This window comes from Curtobacterium sp. VKM Ac-2884 (genome assembly GCF_015350945.1).
In the GTDB taxonomy this organism is placed as follows: Bacteria; Actinomycetota; Actinomycetes; order Actinomycetales; family Microbacteriaceae; genus Curtobacterium.
Map to the genome: position 1 here is coordinate 23,097 of NZ_JADKSA010000008.1, position 17,321 is coordinate 40,417.

Annotated in this window: 20 protein-coding genes; 5 read left to right on the top strand and 15 right to left on the bottom strand. The window is 72.5% G+C overall.

Features of this window, described 5'->3' with window-relative positions; genetic code table 11:
• Positions 1-30: 30 nt before the first annotated feature.
• Positions 31-786: a glycosyltransferase family 2 protein gene (locus ITJ60_RS17925; RefSeq protein WP_194648919.1), complete on the top strand. Its 756-nt coding sequence runs from the start codon at positions 31-33 to the stop codon at positions 784-786.
• A 95-nt stretch (positions 787-881) separates the two neighbouring features.
• Positions 882-1,538: a hypothetical protein gene (locus ITJ60_RS17930; protein ID WP_194648920.1), complete on the top strand. Its 657-nt coding sequence runs from the start codon at positions 882-884 to the stop codon at positions 1,536-1,538.
• 9 nt (positions 1,539-1,547) lie between these two features.
• On the opposite strand, the gene ITJ60_RS17935 is transcribed toward ITJ60_RS17930, so the two are convergent.
• On the bottom strand, positions 1,548-2,165 hold the full coding sequence (locus ITJ60_RS17935) for a helix-turn-helix domain-containing protein (protein ID WP_194648921.1): 618 nt from the start codon (positions 2,163-2,165) through the stop codon (positions 1,548-1,550).
• 58 nt (positions 2,166-2,223) lie between these two features.
• Between ITJ60_RS17935 and ITJ60_RS17940 the strand changes: the two genes are divergently transcribed.
• A complete protein-coding gene (locus ITJ60_RS17940; protein WP_194648922.1) occupies positions 2,224-3,201 on the top strand; it encodes an NAD(P)/FAD-dependent oxidoreductase in 978 nt (325 codons plus the stop codon).
• Here the strand turns inward: ITJ60_RS17940 and ITJ60_RS17945 are convergent.
• From ITJ60_RS17945 to ITJ60_RS18010, 14 genes are all read right to left on the bottom strand, one after another.
• The gene (locus ITJ60_RS17945) at positions 3,186-3,851 is read right to left on the bottom strand and encodes a pentapeptide repeat-containing protein (protein ID WP_194648923.1); all 666 of its coding nucleotides are present in this window, start codon (positions 3,849-3,851) and stop codon (positions 3,186-3,188) included. The two genes, ITJ60_RS17940 and ITJ60_RS17945, sit on opposite strands and share 16 nt — an antisense overlap.
• Positions 3,852-3,855: 4 nt before the next feature.
• Positions 3,856-4,275: a DUF6314 family protein gene (locus ITJ60_RS17950; protein WP_194648924.1), complete on the bottom strand. Its 420-nt coding sequence runs from the start codon at positions 4,273-4,275 to the stop codon at positions 3,856-3,858.
• Between the two features lie 9 nt (positions 4,276-4,284).
• The gene (ccmI, locus tag ITJ60_RS17955) at positions 4,285-4,539 is read right to left on the bottom strand and encodes a c-type cytochrome biogenesis protein CcmI (RefSeq protein ID WP_194648925.1); all 255 of its coding nucleotides are present in this window, start codon (positions 4,537-4,539) and stop codon (positions 4,285-4,287) included.
• Positions 4,536-4,889, bottom strand: a complete 354-nt coding sequence (locus ITJ60_RS17960) for an SHOCT domain-containing protein (RefSeq protein ID WP_194648926.1) — start codon at positions 4,887-4,889, stop codon at positions 4,536-4,538. The genes ccmI and ITJ60_RS17960 overlap by 4 nt, the downstream gene beginning before the upstream one ends.
• Before the next feature lie 192 nt (positions 4,890-5,081).
• Positions 5,082-6,137, bottom strand: a complete 1,056-nt coding sequence (locus ITJ60_RS17965) for an NAD-dependent epimerase/dehydratase family protein (protein ID WP_194648927.1) — start codon at positions 6,135-6,137, stop codon at positions 5,082-5,084.
• On the bottom strand, positions 6,137-7,330 hold the full coding sequence (locus tag ITJ60_RS17970; RefSeq protein ID WP_194648928.1) for a zinc-dependent alcohol dehydrogenase: 1,194 nt from the start codon (positions 7,328-7,330) through the stop codon (positions 6,137-6,139). Before ITJ60_RS17970 ends, ITJ60_RS17965 begins: the two co-directional genes overlap by 1 nt.
• 124 nt (positions 7,331-7,454) lie before the next feature.
• Complete coding sequence (locus ITJ60_RS17975; protein ID WP_194648929.1) at positions 7,455-8,342, bottom strand: aminoglycoside phosphotransferase family protein; 888 nt, start codon at positions 8,340-8,342, stop codon at positions 7,455-7,457.
• A 106-nt stretch (positions 8,343-8,448) separates the two neighbouring features.
• Complete coding sequence (locus ITJ60_RS17980) at positions 8,449-9,006, bottom strand: TetR/AcrR family transcriptional regulator (RefSeq protein ID WP_194648930.1); 558 nt, start codon at positions 9,004-9,006, stop codon at positions 8,449-8,451.
• 8 nt (positions 9,007-9,014) lie between these two features.
• Positions 9,015-10,547 carry an MFS transporter gene (locus tag ITJ60_RS17985; RefSeq protein WP_194648931.1) on the bottom strand — a complete coding sequence of 511 codons (1,533 nt, stop codon included), beginning with the start codon at positions 10,545-10,547 and terminating at the stop codon, positions 9,015-9,017.
• A gap of 69 nt (positions 10,548-10,616) precedes the next feature.
• Positions 10,617-11,267 (bottom strand): DNA alkylation repair protein, encoded by a 651-nt coding sequence (locus ITJ60_RS17990; RefSeq protein ID WP_194648932.1) that lies wholly within the window; start codon positions 11,265-11,267, stop codon positions 10,617-10,619.
• A 115-nt stretch (positions 11,268-11,382) separates the two neighbouring features.
• Positions 11,383-12,576, bottom strand: a complete 1,194-nt coding sequence (locus ITJ60_RS19425; protein WP_194648933.1) for a peptidoglycan DD-metalloendopeptidase family protein — start codon at positions 12,574-12,576, stop codon at positions 11,383-11,385.
• Between the two features lie 123 nt (positions 12,577-12,699).
• Entirely contained in the window at positions 12,700-13,176 is a 477-nt protein-coding gene (locus ITJ60_RS18000) for an SRPBCC family protein (RefSeq protein ID WP_131844827.1), read from the bottom strand.
• Positions 13,173-13,580, bottom strand: coding sequence for an ArsR/SmtB family transcription factor (locus ITJ60_RS18005; protein WP_194648934.1), 408 nt, complete (start codon positions 13,578-13,580; stop codon positions 13,173-13,175). Before ITJ60_RS18005 ends, ITJ60_RS18000 begins: the two co-directional genes overlap by 4 nt.
• A gap of 78 nt (positions 13,581-13,658) precedes the next feature.
• Positions 13,659-14,414: an AraC family transcriptional regulator gene (locus ITJ60_RS18010; protein ID WP_194648935.1), complete on the bottom strand. Its 756-nt coding sequence runs from the start codon at positions 14,412-14,414 to the stop codon at positions 13,659-13,661.
• A gap of 77 nt (positions 14,415-14,491) precedes the next feature.
• Between ITJ60_RS18010 and ITJ60_RS18015 the strand changes: the two genes are divergently transcribed.
• Positions 14,492-15,310, top strand: a complete 819-nt coding sequence (locus ITJ60_RS18015) for a TSUP family transporter (protein ID WP_194648936.1) — start codon at positions 14,492-14,494, stop codon at positions 15,308-15,310.
• A gap of 28 nt (positions 15,311-15,338) precedes the next feature.
• The gene (locus ITJ60_RS18020; RefSeq protein WP_194648937.1) at positions 15,339-17,234 is read left to right on the top strand and encodes a gamma-glutamyltransferase; all 1,896 of its coding nucleotides are present in this window, start codon (positions 15,339-15,341) and stop codon (positions 17,232-17,234) included.
• Positions 17,235-17,321 lie beyond the last annotated feature (87 nt).

Below are 17,321 nucleotides of genomic sequence, written 5' to 3' on the forward strand. Positions count from 1 at the left end.
CGCACAGCGGACCTCCGGTTGGATCGGAGGATGGTCCGCGTTTCCGTCGTCATCCCCGTGCGCGACGACGCTGCGCACCTGCGACGCTGTCTCGACGCCCTCGCGGTGCAGACGCTGCTCGCCGACGAGGTCGTCGTGGTCGACAACGGCAGCCGGGACGACAGCGCCGAGGTCGCCCAGGCAGCGGGGGCGATCGTGCTGACCGAACGCATCCGCGGCATCGCCCGGGCCTCGGCGCGCGGCTACGACCGGGCCTCCGGGGACGTCCTCGTCCGGCTCGACGCCGACTCCGTCCCGCCGCCGGGGTGGATCGCCGACGCGGTGCGCCTGTTGGCCGATCCGTCGGTCGTCGCGGTGACCGGACCCGGGTGTCCGCACGACGGCGGACCGCTCATCGGCCGACTGTGGGACGCCGTCTACATGCGGCCGTACTTCGCGCTCATGTGGGCCGCGCTCGGCCGCCCACCGCTGTTCGGTTCCGCGATGGCGATGCGGCGGTGGACCTGGGACGCAGTCCGTGGCCGAGCGCACCGCGAGGACCCCGAGGTGCACGACGACGTCGACCTGAGCATGCAGCTCGACCCGGCCTGGCGGGTGGTGGCCGACCCCGTGCTCACGGTGCAGGTGTCCGCGCGACCGCTGTCGGGCCTCCCGTCCGCCCTGCTGCGGACGCGACGCGCCTTCCACACGTTCCGCGTGAACGGGCGGCGGGCCAACCCCGTGCGTCGGTGGGCGCGCCGGGTGCGCGCGGGGCTGCGGGTGCGTCGCGGGTGGCGCACGCGCTGACGGGGTCACGGAACGGTGACGCTTGCGGACGCCGTCAGCACGTCCGCCTACGTTCGATCGTGCGGGCACGTCCGCACGACGAACGAGGGGGAGCGATGCGGCGGTCAGCGCGCACGACGACATCCGGGATCACGGCGACGCTGACGGCGGCACTGGCGATCGGACTCGCCCTGTCGGGCTGCGCCCCGAGCGCACCAGCGGGGCCGAGCACGCCGTCCGCGACGACGGCGGAGAGCACCGGCACACCGAGCGCCAGCCCGAGTGACACCGGCACCACTGCCCCCGTGACCGACGACGCCGGCACGGTGCCGGCCGCTTGCACGGACCTCATCACCCCTGGCGAGTGGGACGAGGCCTTCGCCTCGGCCCCGCTGAACGACCCGTCGGTCGTCGGCGACCCGATCGCGATCCCGAAGAGCGCCTTCACCCCCGTCCTGCAGGCCGACGGCAAGCCTCTGTACTGCGTGTGGCGGGAACCGCAGGCCGACATCTCGTACCTGTCGATCGCGGTCGACACGGTCGACGCGGCGACGGCGAGCACGGAGCTGGAGAAACTCTCGGCGGACGGCTACGACTGCGCTGACCAGGCCGACGGCTACCAGTGCCAGAAGGTGTCGAAGAACGAGCAGTACCCCGTGACCGACGGGGACACCTACTTCACGCGTGGTGACATCGGCATCCACATCCAGCAGTCGAACATCGAGACCTCTGGGCTCCTCGACGACGTCGTGGACCACGTCTTCACGGCGTAGACCGGGCGGTCAGCGCGTCGGTCTCGACCGCACGTGCGCCCGCTCCCCCTGGGGCCCGTACAGGCACAGCACCTCGGTCACCGAGTCGGTGACGTTGCCCATCCAGTGCGGGGTGTGGGTGTCGAACTCGGCGACCTCACCCGGCCCGAGGTCGAGGTCGTGTTCGCCGAGCACCAGTCGCAGGCGGCCGGACAGCACGTAGAGCCACTCGTAGCCCTCGTGCGTCTTGAGCGACGGTTCGCCGCCCGGTGTGTTCGGTGGGAACAGCTGCTTGAACGACCGCACGCCGCCGGTGCGCTTCGTCAACGGCACGACGACCCGGCCGCCGTGCACCTCGGGCTTCATGTGCACCCGGGGGTCTCCGGTCTGGGGCGCTCCGACCAGGTCGTCGAGCGGCACCTGGTACGCCCGCGCCAGTGGGAGCAGCAGTTCGAGGGTCGGCTTGCGCTGCCCCGACTCGAGCCGCGAGAGCGTGCTCACCGACACCCCGGTCTGCTCGGACAGTGCGGCGAGCGTGACGTCCCGGTGAGCACGGAGCGCGCGCAACCGCGGCCCCACTCCGTCGACGACCTGCGCGGTGGTGCGCGGCGTGACCGGTTCCTGCGGGCCGTGGGGCATACTGCCCATTTTGCCACATCAGCAAGGTTCTTTGCCGTTCGTACCGCAGGGGCCGCATGCTCCTTGCATGCGTGATCACTACGACGTCATCGTCATCGGCGGAGCAGCCGCCGGCCTCTCCGCCGCCCTCGTCCTCGGGCGTTCCCGCCGTTCCGTCCTCGTCGTCGACGCGGGCGAGCCCCGCAACGCGCCGTCGGCCGGCGCTCACAACTACCTCGGGCGCGAGGGCATCGCCCCCGCCGAGCTGTCCGCGATCGGTCGCGACGAGGTCGCCGCCTACGGCGTCGAGGTGACGGCCGGGAGGATCGTGGCCGCGTCCGCCACGACGGGTGACGGCACCGACCCGGTCGGCTTCTCGGTCACGCTGGACTCCGGCACGGTCGTCACCGCCCGCAGGCTCGTCGTCGCCTCCGGCGCCGTGGACGTCCTGCCGCAGGTGCCGGGCCTGGCCGAGCAGTGGGGGCGCGGGGTCGTGCACTGCCCGTTCTGCCACGGGTGGGAGATCCGCGACCAGCGCATCGGCGTGCTCGTGACGACACCGAACGGCGTGCACCACGCGCTGATGTTCCGGGCGTTGAGCGAGGACGTGACGGCGTTCGTCACCGATCCGGCACTCGTCGACGACACCGCGCGGGCCGGTCTGCTGGCCCGCGGGATCGAGGTCGTCGACGACACGGTCACGCAGGTCCGTTCGTCGGAGGGCATGCTGACCGGGGTCACGCTCGGCTCCGGCGAGGTCGTCGAACTCGACGCCCTGGCCGCGGCGAGCACTGCTGAGGCGCGCGTGGACTTCCTGTCCGGCCTCGGTCTGGTCGCGACCGACCAGTTCATGGGCGACTTCCGGTACGCGAGCGCGCTGACCGTCGATCCGGCCGGGCAGACCTCGGTGCGCGGCGTGTACGCGGCCGGCAACGTGGCGGCTCCGATGGCGACGGTGATCGCGTCCGCGGCCGCCGGGGTCCAGGCGGGAGCGGCCGCGCACGGCGACCTGGTGCAGGCCGACCTCGCTGCGGCGTTGGCCGCGGTCCGTCAGTCGACGCGGTAGCCCGCCTGCGCCGCCAGCAGCGGGGCGAGCGTGTAGAGCTGGTCGGCGCCGATCGTCGCACCGCGGAACCCCTCGAGGCGCTCGACCCGGTCGAGGTCAGCACCCCGCAGGTCCACGTGGTCGATCCGGGTGTTGGAGCCCTCGGCGTCGCGGATGCTGCTGCCCTCGAACGACACCCGGAGCAGCTTCGCGTCCGCGATGTCGAGCTCGTCGATGACGCAGTCGCGGAACACCACGTCGGTGAGCGTCGATCCGCGCAGGTTCACGAACCCGAACTTCATCCCGACGAACTCGACGCCGTTCAACCCGGAGTCGTACAGCTCGCCGGAACCGATGCGACCGCCGGACACCCGCACCTCGCGCCACGAACTGCTCGACGCCCGCAGCACGGGGGCGTCGAGCGTGTCGATGATCGAGTCGTGCACCCGCAGACCACGGAAGTCGGCGCCGTCGCCCCGCAGCGTGTCGATGACGCACTCCTCGATTTCGAGGTCGGGCAGGCGCTCGCCGGTCAGGTCGAGCACGCCGATGCACTTCCCCTCGATGCGGTCACCGGTCAGGACGTCGCCGGGTCCGGGGACCCAATCCTGCAGGTCGACGGGCTCGGTCAGGGTGATGCGCGGGGCGTCGGTGCCGGAGGAACGTGCCATGGACTCAGTCTGACGCGTGCCGGTGACGCTCCAGCACGCTGTCGAGCCGGTAGTCCTTCGCCGGGCCCCGGGCTTCCCAGCGCACGGTCCACCGCTGCTCGTCGCCGTCCAGCGCTCCGGTGTAGTCGTCCGGAGCACAGGCGTGGGCGACGCTCGCGCCCCACACCCAGTCGTGGAACACCCGGCCGTCGGCGAAGTGCACGGTCCACGCGTGGTCATCGCCGCGCCGGACGGTCAGCGTCCGCGACACCGGGGTGGTCCGACCGTCGAAGGTCATCACGCCCGCTTCGTCCCAGCGCACCTCGTCCGCGCCGACCGCTGTCAGTGTCGAGGTGCCGGTGACCTCGCCCTGCACGCCGGCACGCCGGTCGTCCAGGGTCCGGCGGAGCACCCAGTCCCCCAGCAGGTCCGTCGGCAGCAGCACCGCCCCAGGCTAACCGCGCAGGGCCTCGGCTCGCGCCGCCCGGTGCTCCTCGTCGGAGATCACACCGCGGGCGTGCAGGTCGTCGAGTTCGGCAAGGCGTTGCTCGCGGAGCGTGCGCGGCGCACCGTTCGAGCGACGGCTCCGGACGACCGCGATCCACACGGTGACGACGACGGCGACCACGATGAGCCCCATCGCCACGCTCCACAGGATGTCGTACAGCTGCGGGATGAGCGGGTTGTGCAGCTCCTCGGAGGCGATCATCCGCGCAGGGCCTCGGCTCGCGCCGCCCGGTGCTCCTCGTCGGAGATCACACCGCGAGCGTGCAGGTCGTCGAGTTCGGCGAGCCGCTGTTCGAGCGGCTTCTCGGGCGCGAGCGTCCGGCTCTGCATCGCCTGGTACGCGATGTCCTCCTGCATGGTGAGCGGGTTCTGACCGCGGTCGGCCATCCGCTTGCCCCGGTAGAGCGTCAGGACGACGATCGTCAGGGTGGTGAGGATCATCAGGGTTGCGACGACCCCGAACGCGATGCCGAACCAACCGCCGAACAGGTCGGGCATCCCCGAGCCGCCCGGTCCCTCGAGTTCACTGAACGCCGACCAACTGAGCACCATCGCGCTCCCCCTTCTCACAACGACGAGCGAAGCGTAGCGCGACCCGAGCGCCCGTTCCTTCCCAGAACACCCGCGATGGAAAGCGGAATCGGGCGTATCTGGTCGAAACTTCCGACCCGGTACGCCCGAAAGCACCCGGCACGCCCGAAAGCACCCGGTACGCCCCGCCAGCCCCCGCCCAGCCCAGCCCAGCTACCCCCGCAGCGGATCCGACGCGGCCACGTGCGCACCGTCCGCGAACCCGGCCACGAGCGCACGCAACGCGTCTTCGGAGGTGTGCCGGGCCTCCCATCCGAGTACCGACCGGGCACGGTCGGTCCGCATGATCGGCACCCCGGCCGCGATGTCGATCCAGCCGGCGTCCGTCGGCTGCAACCGCAGCCGCCACGTCAGCGTCACGATCCCGCGCAGCAGCCCGAGCGGGATCCGGACGGCACCGAGCATGCCGAAGGCCCTGGCCAACCGCGGCGGGTTGAGCACGGGCGACGCGGCGATGTTGAACGCTCCGCCGGCCCGCTGGGCGACGGTCCGCCAGTAGGCGTCGGCGACGTCGTCGGCGTGCACCGCCTGGAACACGAACGGGTACGGCAGGGGCAGCACGAGCCACCGGATCCAGCGCACGATCGACATCGGCACGAGGTGCCCGAGGAACAGCCCGCGGATCTCGGCGGCGGCGTCCCGCTGGAAGATCAGGCCGGGGCGCAGCCGCGTGACGACCACGGACGGATGGTCTGCCTCGAACGCGTCCATCGCCGCTTCGTTCGCGGCCTTGTGGATCGAGTACGTCGCGGTGGGGATGCCGTCGGTCGGCCAGCTCTCGTCGACCGGGGTGCGCTTGCCCGCGGCGTCGACGCCCCGGTAGGTCCCGACCGACGACGCGACGACGACCTGCGGGACCCCCGCTCGAGCGACGGCCGACAGCACGTTCGCGGTGCCGGTGACGTTCGTCCGGTACTGCAGCGGGATGTCGTGCGTCGGCTGCAGCGCCCAGGCCAGGTGGATCACCGCGTCGGCACCGGTGAAGACCGCGGTGAGCTGGCCGACCGCGTCGGACGCGCCGATGTCGACAGCGTGCCAGACCGCGGAACCGTACGGCTCCGCGTGCACGTCCGGCAGCCGCCGCGCCACACCGACGATCTCGACGCTGTCGTCGCCCCCGTCCGCCCGCGCCGCGACCCGCGCCTGCGCGAGCCGACGGAGCACCGCCGTCCCGACGTTGCCGGTCCCGCCGACGACGACGATCCGCATCAGGCGGCGGCCAGGGCCGGGTCGAGCACGACCTTCACGCAGCCGTCCTGCTTCTTCTGGAACACCTCGTACATGTGCGGGGCGTCCTCGAGCGACACCCGGTGCGTGGTCAGGTCGAGCGTGCCGAGCGGGTCCGACGGGTCCTGCACGAGCGGCATGATGTCGTCGATCCAGTGCTTCACGTTGCACTGTCCCTCGCGGATGGTGATCTGCTTGTCGAAGAGCGTCATCATCGGCATCGGATCGGCCATGCCGCCGTAGACGCCGCTCAGGGACACGGTGCCGCCGCGACGGACCAGGTCGATCGCGGCGTGCACGGCTGCGAGCCGGTCGATGCCGGCGACCTCGATCGCCTTCTGCGCCAGGGCGTCGGGCAGCAGCCCGGCCGCACGCTGGGCGAAGCCGGCGACGGGGTTGCCGTGCGCCTCCATGCCGACGGCGTCGACGACCCCGTCCGGGCCGCGGCCGCCCGTCAGGTCGACGAGCTCCGGCACGGTGTCCTTGGTCAGGTCGAAGACCTCGGCGCCGTGCTTCGCCCCCAGGTCGCGTCGGACCTGTTCGGGGTCGACGGCGAGCACGCGGTAGCCCAGGTGCTTGCCGATGCGGGCGGCGAACTGGCCGACGGGGCCGAGTCCGAGCACGGCGAGCGTGCCGCCCTCGGGCACGTTCGCGTACTGCACGGCCTGCCACGCGGTGGGCAGGATGTCGCTGAGGAACAGCCACCGGTCGTCGGGCGAGCCGTCGTCCGGGATCACGATGGGCCCGTAGTCCGCGTGCGGGACCCGGAGGTACTCGGCCTGGCCGCCGGGGACCTGGCCGTACATCTTCGTGTAGCCGAAGAGCGCCGCTCCGGAGCCGTACTCGGTGACCTGGGTGGTCTCGCACTGCGACTGCAGACCGTTCTTGCACATCCAGCAGTGGCCGCACGAGATGTTGAAGGGGACGACGACCCGGTCACCGACCTTGAGGTTCGTGACGGCGCTGCCGACCTCTTCCACGATGCCCATGGGCTCGTGGCCGAGGACGTCGCCCTTGTCGATGTACGGGCCGAGGACCCGGTACAGGTGCAGGTCGGAGCCGCAGATCGCCGTGGACGTGATCCGCACGATCGCGTCGGTCGGTTCCTGGATGGTCGGGTCGGGGACGGTCTCGACGGACACCTTCTCGGTGCCCTGCCAGGTCAGTGCGCGCACGTCGCGTTCCTCTCGTGGTCGCTTCGGGCCGGCCGGGAGGCACGGCTCGCTTCTCCCTCCTCGGTACGCGCCCGCCCCGTGGTGCGTTCACAGCCCCGCCTGGGTTCGGGGCTCCGCCGCCCGGTCAGACGACGGGATCCGCGAGCACCGTGGCGAGCACGCGCTCGTGCTCTGCGCGGTCGCCCGGACCGGCGCTGCCCGCGAGCATGATGAGCGCCTTCCACAGCGCCCAGCCACGTGCCCGCGCCCACGCATCGGCGTCGAGCCCCACGGCCTCGCGGAACACCGGGCGCGCCACCGGGTCGAGGAACGTCCACGCGAGCACGAGGTCACAGGCCGGGTCACCGACCCCGCACGTGCCGAAGTCGATCAGGGCGGCGAGGCGACCCGCGTCGTCCACGAGCAGGTTGCCCGGCGCCACGTCCCCGTGGAACCAGACCCCCGGACGGTCCCACGCGGTGGCGACCGCGTCGTCCCAGATGCGTTCGCACGCCGCACGGTCGACCGGCGCGCCCAGGGTGTCGAGTGCCGCGACGACCTCGGTGCCGTACACCGAGGGGTGCTCGCCACGGTGGAACGAGTGCACGCCGGCGGTCGGGCCCCCGGCGGCGGGGAGGCTCCGGAGCTGCCGGAGCACCGCGCCGACGTCGGCGGCGAAGCGCTCGTGGTCGAGGTCGACCGCACGTGCGGCCACCGTCCCGTCGAGCCACCGCCGGACCGACCACGGGAACGGGTACCCCTCGCCCGGTTCCCCCAGGCCGACCGGCTCGGGGACCGGGACGTCCAACCGGCGTGCCAGGTACGGCAGGACGTCCTGCTCCTTCTCGACCCCGGGCACGTAGCCGGCGGCGCTCGGCAGCCGGACGGACAGCGCGTCGCCGAGTCGGTACGTGCGGTTGTCCCAGCCCTGCTGGTCGACCTCGCGCACGGGCAGCCCGCTCCACTCGGGGAACTGCATCGCGACGAGTCGTTCCACGAGTGTGGCGTCGATCCGGGGCACTTCGGTGTGCATGGCCCCAGGTTAGGCCGACGACACCGACTGAACCACGGGGGTCGGGCCGGCCGCCTGCCCAGGTGACCGGCGGGGCGGCCGCGCACCGGGCCTCCTGGCCGGGTTGTCAGGCGGGTTCTGCCAGGGCGAGCAGCGCGTCACGGGCGACCGCGAGCTCGCGTGCGTCCAGGTACGGCGGCATGGCGGCAGCTGCTGCGAGCCCCTCGGCCGCGTGCCGGACGACCAACGTGCGGTCCTCGGGCAGGCCGTCGCGCGCGAACACCGTGCGCCAGTCCTCGGCGTCCGCGGCGACGACCGCCTCGACCCCTGGCACCGCCATCAGACCGGTCCAGTGCGCCGTCGGCGAGAAGACCTCCATGGCGCGTTGACTGCCGCCGCACAGGGTCCGCACGTAGGCGCGGAGGACCTTGCCAGGGCGGTTCTCAGCCAGGTCGACGTGCCGCAGCACCTCGTCCTTGAACGTCGCGAGACCGTGCGCGGCGACGGCGAGGAGCAGCTCGTCCTTCGACGGGAAGTGGTGGAGCAGGCCGCTCTTGGAGACGCCAGCGTCCGCCGCGATCTCGGCGACGCTCACCCGGGTGCCGCGCTCGGCGAGCAGCCGCTCGGCGGCCTCGAGGACCGCCTGGCGGGTGCGCTCACGATCGCGGGTGCCGTCAGTGCTCATGACGACCTTCAGTGCTCATGCGGTCCATCCTGCCGGTTCGGGATCACCCGGAGTGCGACCGCGGCGGCGACGGCGAGCGCCACGGCCGCGCAGATCGAGGCGAGCTGCATGCCGCCGGTGAAGGCGTGCCGAGCGTGTTCGAGGATCGGGTCGCCGTCCTGCAGGACCTGGGACGCCGACGCCAGGGACTCACGGATCCGGTCGCCGACACCGCCGCTGACCGCACCGCTCGTCACGTCGAGGTTCGACCGGTAGAACGCGGTCTGCAGCGAGCCGAGCACCGCGATGCCGAGCGCGACGCCCAGTTCGTACCCGGTCTCCGAGATGGCCGAGGCCGCACCAGCACGCTCCCGCGGTGCCGCGGCGACGACGGCGTCGGTGGCCAGGGTCATCGACACCCCGACGCCCAGGCCGACCACGGCGAGCGCGATCGCGATGCCCCAGTACGTCGGCAGCCCCTCGGCGAACGCGAGGCCGGCCATGCCCACGGCGGCGACCGCCAGGCCGAGGCCGATCGACCGGCCGGGTCCGACCCGCCGGGACAGCAGCCCGATGATCGCGATCACCGCGATCGAGGCCAGGGTCGCCGGCAGCTCGGCCGCTCCGGCGAGCAGCGGCGTGAACCCACGGACCAGCTGCAGGTACTGCGAGAAGAAGAACAGCAGACCGCTCAGTGCGAAGACCGACAGCGAGTTCGCGACGACGGCGCCCGAGAACGCCGGGATCCGGAACAGCTGCAGGTCGATGAGCGGCGTCGCGAGGCGCTTCTGTCGGCGGACGAACCACCAGCCGGCGCCGATGCCGAGGAGCGCCGTCAGGGGCACCGTCCAGTCGAACCCGTGCCCGGCGACGTGCTTCACGGCGTACACGAGCGGCACGATCGCCAGCACCGAGAGGACGGCGGACAGCAGGTCGATCGGGGTGCGCGCGCCGCCCTTCGACTCGGGCAGCAGGATCGCGCCGGCGATGACGATCACGACGATGACGGGGATGTTGATGAGGAAGACCGAGCCCCACCAGAAGTGCTCGAGCAGCGCACCGCCGACGAGCGGTCCGGCGGCGGCACCACCTGTCGCACCCGCCGACCACACGGCGATCGCGGTGGTGCGCTGCCGGGCGTCGCGGAAGATCGTGCGCACCAGGGACAGGGTCGACGGCATCAGGGTCGCTCCGGCGATGCCGAGCAGTGCCCGCGCGGCGATGAGGAGTTCGGGCGTCTGTGCGAACGCCGCGGCGGCCGAGGCCAGGCCGAACGCGACCGCGCCGATGAGCAGCAGGCGCTTCCGGCCGATCCGGTCGGCGACGTTGCCCATCGTGACGAGCAGCCCCGCGAGCGCGAACGAGTAGACGTCGCCGATCCAGAGCACCTGCGTCGCGGTCGGGTCGAGGTCCGCGGTCAGCGACGGGACGGCGAGGGCCAGCACGGTGCCGTCGATCGCGAGCAGCACGACGGCCAGGGTGAGGACGCCGAGGGACGCCCATTCACGGACGGAGGCGCGGTGGATCGGGGCGGTGCTGGTGCTCGGGGTGGTTTCGGTCACCCCGTGACACTAACCGACCACATGGTCGGTAGAACCGACTGCACAGTTGGTTGTCAGCGTCGTTCGTGCTCAGCCCCGCAGGCGGTCGCGCTCCGTCGGCGGCAGGTGCTCGGTCGCCGTGTGGCGTGCCGCAGGCGTCAGGTACCGTCTGCTCTTCTCGAGGAACGCCACGAGGGCCGGCTCCGACGCGCGCTTGCCCGTCTCGCGCAGGACCCACCCCAGCGCCGACTGCACGGTGTCGCTCCGCTCCCGCACCAGGCGTCCGGCGATCCCGAGCGGCACCTCGGCGTCGCCCTGCTTGGCGAACGCCAGGGTCGCCACGACCGCGATCCGGCGCACCATCGCCACGTCGGACTTCACGAGCGCGAACAACGGCCCCGTCGAGCCGCCCACGAGCGGCGCACCGACGAGCTCCTCGGCTGCCAGGTCGACCAGCGCCGGGTCGTCGAAGCGCTCGGCCTTCGCCGCCGACAGGTACTCGTCGGTCAGCTCCGGATCGGGGCGCTCGCGCATCGCCTGCACCAGCAGCAGCACGGCGATGAGCTTCGCGCCGTCGTCCTCGCTCCACAGCAGAGCCGAGCGCTCGCCGTCGTCCAGGCCTTCGAACCGCCGTGCGACCCGGCGCGCCGCCGCGACGTCCCCGCTGGAGCGCGCGAAGGCGACGAGCACGGCCTCTGCGTCGGCCCCACCCCCGGCCCGGGTCGTGCCGCGCGATGTCATCCCGTCAGGGTAACCGCGCTGCCCCGCCCGCACTTCGTGAGCAGAAATGGTCGGGTGCCCGAAGGCGACCCGACCATTTCTGCTCACGAAGTGGAGCGACGCCAGCGGCCCCGGATCAGCGGAAGTGCATGTTCTTCAACGGGTCGACGAGCGTGCCGTTGCGCCGCATCTCGACGTGCACGTGCGGCCCGGTGGACTGCCCGGTGTTGCCGGACTTCCCGATCTCGGTGCCGAGCTTCACGATCTGGCCCTTCTTCACCCCGATCTTGCTGAGGTGGGCGGTGAGCACCGTGGTCATGCCGTAGGTCACGACGATGTAGTTGCCGTACGAGGCGTCGTTCGCCACGGTCTTCGTGACCGTTCCGGTTCCCGCGCCGTACACGGGGGTGCCGACCGGGACCGGGGCATCGGTGCCCTGGTGGTAGCGCGGGACGTGTCCGGCGCCGCGGTCGTCGCCGTACCTGCCGGTGATCTTCGTGCCCTTCACCGGCCAGGCGAGCCCGGTCACGGGGCGGCTCGACCACACGCGGGTGTCCTTCGCCCCGTAGATCACGAGGTTGCCGTCGACCTGCAGGAGCAGGTTGCTCGAGCCCGCGGTGGTCGTCTTCGTCGTCCACAGTGCGACCTTGCGCGCCGGGTCCTTCGACCAGATCACGAAGTTGCCGTTCTTCTGCAGCTCGGCCCAGGCTCCGGGGTGGCCACCCGTCTTCGTGTGCCAGACCACTGCACCGTTCACCCGCTGCACCAGGTTGCCGTCCGCGCGCATCTCGAGCGTGCGGTTGGTGGTCGCGTCGGAGCGCAGGACGGTGCCGCTCAGCAGGGCACCACCGGAGGCGATCCGGTCTTGGAAGGTGTTCCACTTCACGACGACGGAGGTGCCGGCGAGCAGCGCCATGGTGCCGTCCGCACGCACGGCCAGCGCAGTCGAGTTCGCTCGGCCGGCCGAGGCCCAGCGCGCCACGCGCTTGCCGTTGCGCATGATGTCGAGTGCGCGGTCCCGCCCCACGACGGCGTAGACGTTCGAGGAACCTGCGGTGTTCGAGGCCCACAGCACGCGGTTCCCGATGCCGTACTCGACCAGGTTCCCGTCACCCTGCATGATGAGCCGGAACTGGCCGTTCTGCGAGGTCACCTGGTCACCGGGCAGGAGCTTCGTGCCGGCCGGGACCGACCCGACCCACACTGCGGACGCCGCGGCGGGTTCGGCGGTGGCGACGAGCGCCCCCGCCGCGAGGGCCAGCGCCATGACGGCGCCGGCGAAGCGTGGGAGTCGGCGCGCACGTGCGACGGTCGACGGAGTGGTGGTCATGGATCCCCTGACTCGGAACCGACCACGCCCCTGCGCGGTCGTTCGGCGCTCGCCCTGTACGAGTCACCGAACGATGGTCGCTTTTCTGCGCGGGGCGCACAACCCCTTGACAGGGGGGTGCGGCTACGGCTGCTGCAAGAACTCCTTCGGTGTCGCCAGCAGCGCTTCGAGCTTGTGGAACGACTGCGTCCAGCCGGCGATGTTCATGTCGCGCATGAACTCGGGGAAGGGTCCCTGGGTCAGGGTGACGATCGTGCCGTCGCCGTCCTCGGCGAACTCGAGCGTCAGGGACAGGGCGGTGCCGTCCTCGACCCCGGGGATGCCGTGCGCTGTCGAGGTCCCGACGATGATCCGGTTCTCCTCGATCTGCTCGAGGGTCGAGGTGACGGGCGACGACCACTCGGCGTTGTCGTTGCTGACCATCGTGAGGTTCCAGGCGCCACCGACCCGCGCGTCGACCTCGACGGTGGCGACGGGGACGTGGAAGCCGAGGGGGCCGAACCAGAGCGCGAGCAGCGCTGGGTCGACGAACGCCCGGTACACGTCGGCGACGGGGTGGGCGAAGCGGTGGGTGGCGTGGGCGGTGAACTGTTCGGTCATGACTGCTCCTGCGGATCGACGGTGAAGGCGGGACTGGCGGAACCGGCGGGTGGGGCGGTGGACGGGCTACCCACCGGGGCGGGCGTGCGCTGGGCGGCGAGCAGGGCCTCCAGGCGGTCGAACCGGCGGTCCCAGTCGGGACGCAACCGGCCCAGCCAGGTGCCGAGCTCGTCGACGGCCTCGGGCCGGAGGCGGCACGTGCGCCACGTGCCGTGCCGCTCGCGCGTGATGAGGCCGGCGCGTTCGAGCACGCCGAGGTGCCGCGAGATCGCCGGGGCGCTGACGTCGAAGGGCTCGGACAGCTCGGAGACGGTCGCTTCGCCCTTGCCGAGCCGCTCGACGATGCGCCGTCGGATCGGGTCGGCGAGCGCTGAGAGGACGACGTCGGTGTGGTCGGGTTCCATCGTCGCCTCCTCGGTGAACCAGACGGTTAATTAACCGTTGCGTTCAGTATGCGCGCGCTCCCGGAAGAGCGCAAGACCTCACCGGAACCGGGACGGCGGGGCCCCGAACGCCTTCGAGAAGGCGGCGGTGAACGCCGCGGGGGTCGCGTAGCCGAGCCGGCCCGCCACCTCCGTCACGGTGCCGCGTCGCAGGGCCGGGAGGCTCGACAACAGTCGTGCACGCACCCGCCAGCTCGCGGGACCCACCCCCGTGGCCGCACGGAAGTGGCGGTCGAGGGTGCGTTCCGAGACGGCCGCCGCGCGCGCCCAGTCGGCGTTCGTCACGTGGACGTCGGGCTCGGCCAGGTACGCCCGACACAGGTCGCGCAGGACACCCCGTGGCGGCAGCGAGACGCTCAGCGGGATCGGTGCGACGCGCTGCAGCTCGTGCAGGGCGAGCCGGACGAGGGTGCCGTCCCGGGCGTCGTCGTCGTACGGCACGTCGAGCGCGTTGGCGGCACGCAGCACCTCGCGCAGCAGGGGCCCGACCTCGACGACGGTGCACCGGGTCGGCCACCAGGGCACGGCGTCCGGCTCGATGTACAGGCTCCAGGTGCTGACGTCGAGCATCCGGACCTCGTGGGGTACCCCGGGCGGGATGAGCACGGCCCGGTCGGTCGGCACGGTCCAGGAGCCGGCATCGGTCTCGACGAGCATCACGCCGCTCGCGCCGTACAGCAGCTGCGCCCGTCGGTGCTCGTGCCGGGCGAGCAGGTGGTCCGGCGGGTAGTCGGTGCCGATCGGCAGGACGTCGAACGGCTGGTGGTCGAACTCGGAGACCGGGACGTTGCGCACACGACGAGGCTAGGTCTCGAAGGAACCTGCCGCACACCCGATCGTCCGCCGTGGCGATCCCCGCTGGGATGGAGGGCATGTCGTTCATCGTGCTCGTGGTCATCGGGGCCCTGGTCGGGGTCACCACCGTCCTGTTCGGGTTCGGCGGTGGGTTCGTCACCGTGCCGATCATCACCGTCGCCGACGCAGCCCTCGGTGGCGACGCCGTCCGGGTGGCGACGGCGACCTCGGCCCTCGTGATGCTCGTGAACGCCGCCGTGGCCACCGTCTCGGCCCGGCGCGGCGCACTCGCACCGCTCCGGGGCCGTTCGTTGCTGTTCGTCCTGCTCGGGGTCGGCGGCGCGGTCGGGGTGCTCGCCGCACGAGAGGCACCGGACGCGCTCCTGCGCTGGGGCTTCGTCGTCTACCTCGGGGTCACGGTCGCCGACCTGCTCCTGCGCCCGGGCTTCCTGCGCAGCTCGGCGACGGATCGCGCAGTCGCGACCCGCGGCGGTGGACGCGACCAGGGACCGACCCACACCGGCGTGCCGACTGCCACGGGCCTCCCGATCGGTGCGGTCGCGGCGTTCCTCGGCGTCGGCGGCAGCGTGATGACGGTCCCGATGCTGCGCCGGTCCGGTGCCACCATGACCGCGGCGACCACGCTGGCGAACCCCCTCACGCTGGCGATCACGCTGCCCGCAGCCGCGTTGACCATGCTGCTGCCGGCGGCCGTCCCGCAGGCCGCGGGACTCGTCGGGGCCGTCGACGTCCGGGCAGCCGCGGCCCTGCTGGTCGGCGCGATGCCGGTCATCGTGCTGCTCCGACGTCGCCCGCCGCACCTGCCCGAGGTCGTGCACGCCTGGGGGTACGTCGCACTGCTCGTCGCAGCGGGGATCGTCGTGGCCCTGGGCTGAGCAGCGAGCCCGGGGACAGGATGGGAGCATGCCGACGCCGAACCCCGCCTTCGTCCCGCCCGCCACGCAGACCTCGCGCCCGGACCTGCAGGGCACGTTCGGCATGGCGGCCGCGACGCACTGGATCGCGACCGCCACCGCGCAGTCGGTGCTCGAACGCGGCGGCAACGCCTTCGACGCAGCCGTCGCGGGCGCGTTCGTCCTGCACGTGGTCGAGCCGCACCTGAACGGCCCGGGCGGCGACCTGACGGCGGTGTTCGCGACAGCGTCGGATCCGACCCCGGTCGTACTCGTCGGCCAGGGTCCGGCACCGGCCGGTGCGACGCCCGAGCACTACCGCGCCGAGGGCCTCGACCTCGTCCCCGGTTCCGGCGCGCTCGCCGCCACCGTCCCGGGTGCCGTCGACGCGTGGCTGCTGCTGCTCCGCGACCACGGCACGTGGGAGCTCGCAGACGTCCTCGCGCCGGCGATCGGCTACGCCCGTGACGGCCACCCGGTCGCAGCCGGGGTGGTCCGGACGATCACCGCCGTGCAGGGCCTGTTCCGTGACCACTGGCCCACGTCCGCCACGCAGTGGCTGCCGGGAGGCACGGTGCCGGTCCCCGGGGACCTGGTGCGCAACGAGGCGCTGGCCGCAGTGCTCGACCGGCTCCTCGACGCCGGTGACGGCTCCGGCAGCCGGACCGCCCGCATCGACGCCGCACGGAGCGAGTGGGCCGAGGGCTTCGTCGCCGAGGCGATCGACCGCTTCGTGCGGGAGCCCCACCGACACGCGTCGGGGACCGACCACGCCGGGGTCGTCCGGGCGTCGGACCTGGCGGCGTTCCGGGCGTCGTACGAGCCCGCGGCGACGGCGGAGTTCCGCGGCTGCACGATCGCGAAGACCGGGCCGTGGGGCCAGGGTCCGGCGCTCCTGCAGACCCTGCGGTTGCTCGAACCGCTTGACGACGCACTGCTCGACCCGTCGACGTCGGTCGGCGCGCACACCATCGTCGAGGCGCAGAAGCTCGCCATGGCCGACCGCGAGGCGTTCTACGGCGACGGCGACGTCCCCCTCGACGTGCTGCTGTCCGATGCGTACACCGACGAGCGGCGCGCGCTGATCGGCGAGCGGGCCTCGGCCGAGCTGCGACCGGGCACGATCGCGGGCGTCCAGCGGGCGATGCCGCCAGCCCGGACGTCGTACTCCGCCGGCGAGGGCGCCGGTCTCGGCGAGCCGACCGTGCAGGTCGCGCGGGACACCGAGCGCGCGCCGGTCGCGCCGGTCGCCCCCGTCGCGCCGGTCGCTCCCGTCGAGGACCGCGGCGAGCCGTTCGTGGCCCCCGACGGCGAGACCCGGGGCGACACCTGCCACATCGACGTCGTGGACCGCTGGGGCAACATCGTGAGCGCGACACCGTCCGGCGGCTGGCTGCAGTCGTCGCCGACGATCCCGGAGCTCGGGTTCTGCCTGGGTACCCGGCTGCAGATGACCTGGCTCGAACCGGGCACGGCGTCGACCCTGCGTCCCGGCGAGCGCCCCCGCACGACCCTGACGCCGACCCTGGTGCTGCGTGACGGCGTCCCCGTGGCCGCGGTCGGCTCACCCGGCGGTGACCAGCAGGACCAGTGGCAGCTGCTGTTCCTGCTGCGGTGGATCGTCGGTGGGTACACTCCGCAGCAGGCGATCGATGCCCCGGCGCTGCACACGACGTCGTTCCCGGGGTCGTTCTGGCCGCGCACGTGGGAGCCGGCGGGCCTCGTGGTCGAGGACCGGCTCGGCGACGACGTCATCGCGGAACTCGGGGCCCGTGGTCACGTCGTCACCCGCGCCGGCGACTGGTCGCTCGGACGGCTGACGTGCGTGACGCGGGACCCGGCGACGGGCGTGCTCGGCGCCGCCGCGAACCCACGCGGTGCCCAGGGCTACGCCGCAGGCCGCTGACCCGGGGTCGTTCTTTCCCAGGACACTCGCGCTGGAAAGCGGAATCGGGCGTACCTGGTCAGAACTTCCGACCAGGTACGCCCGATT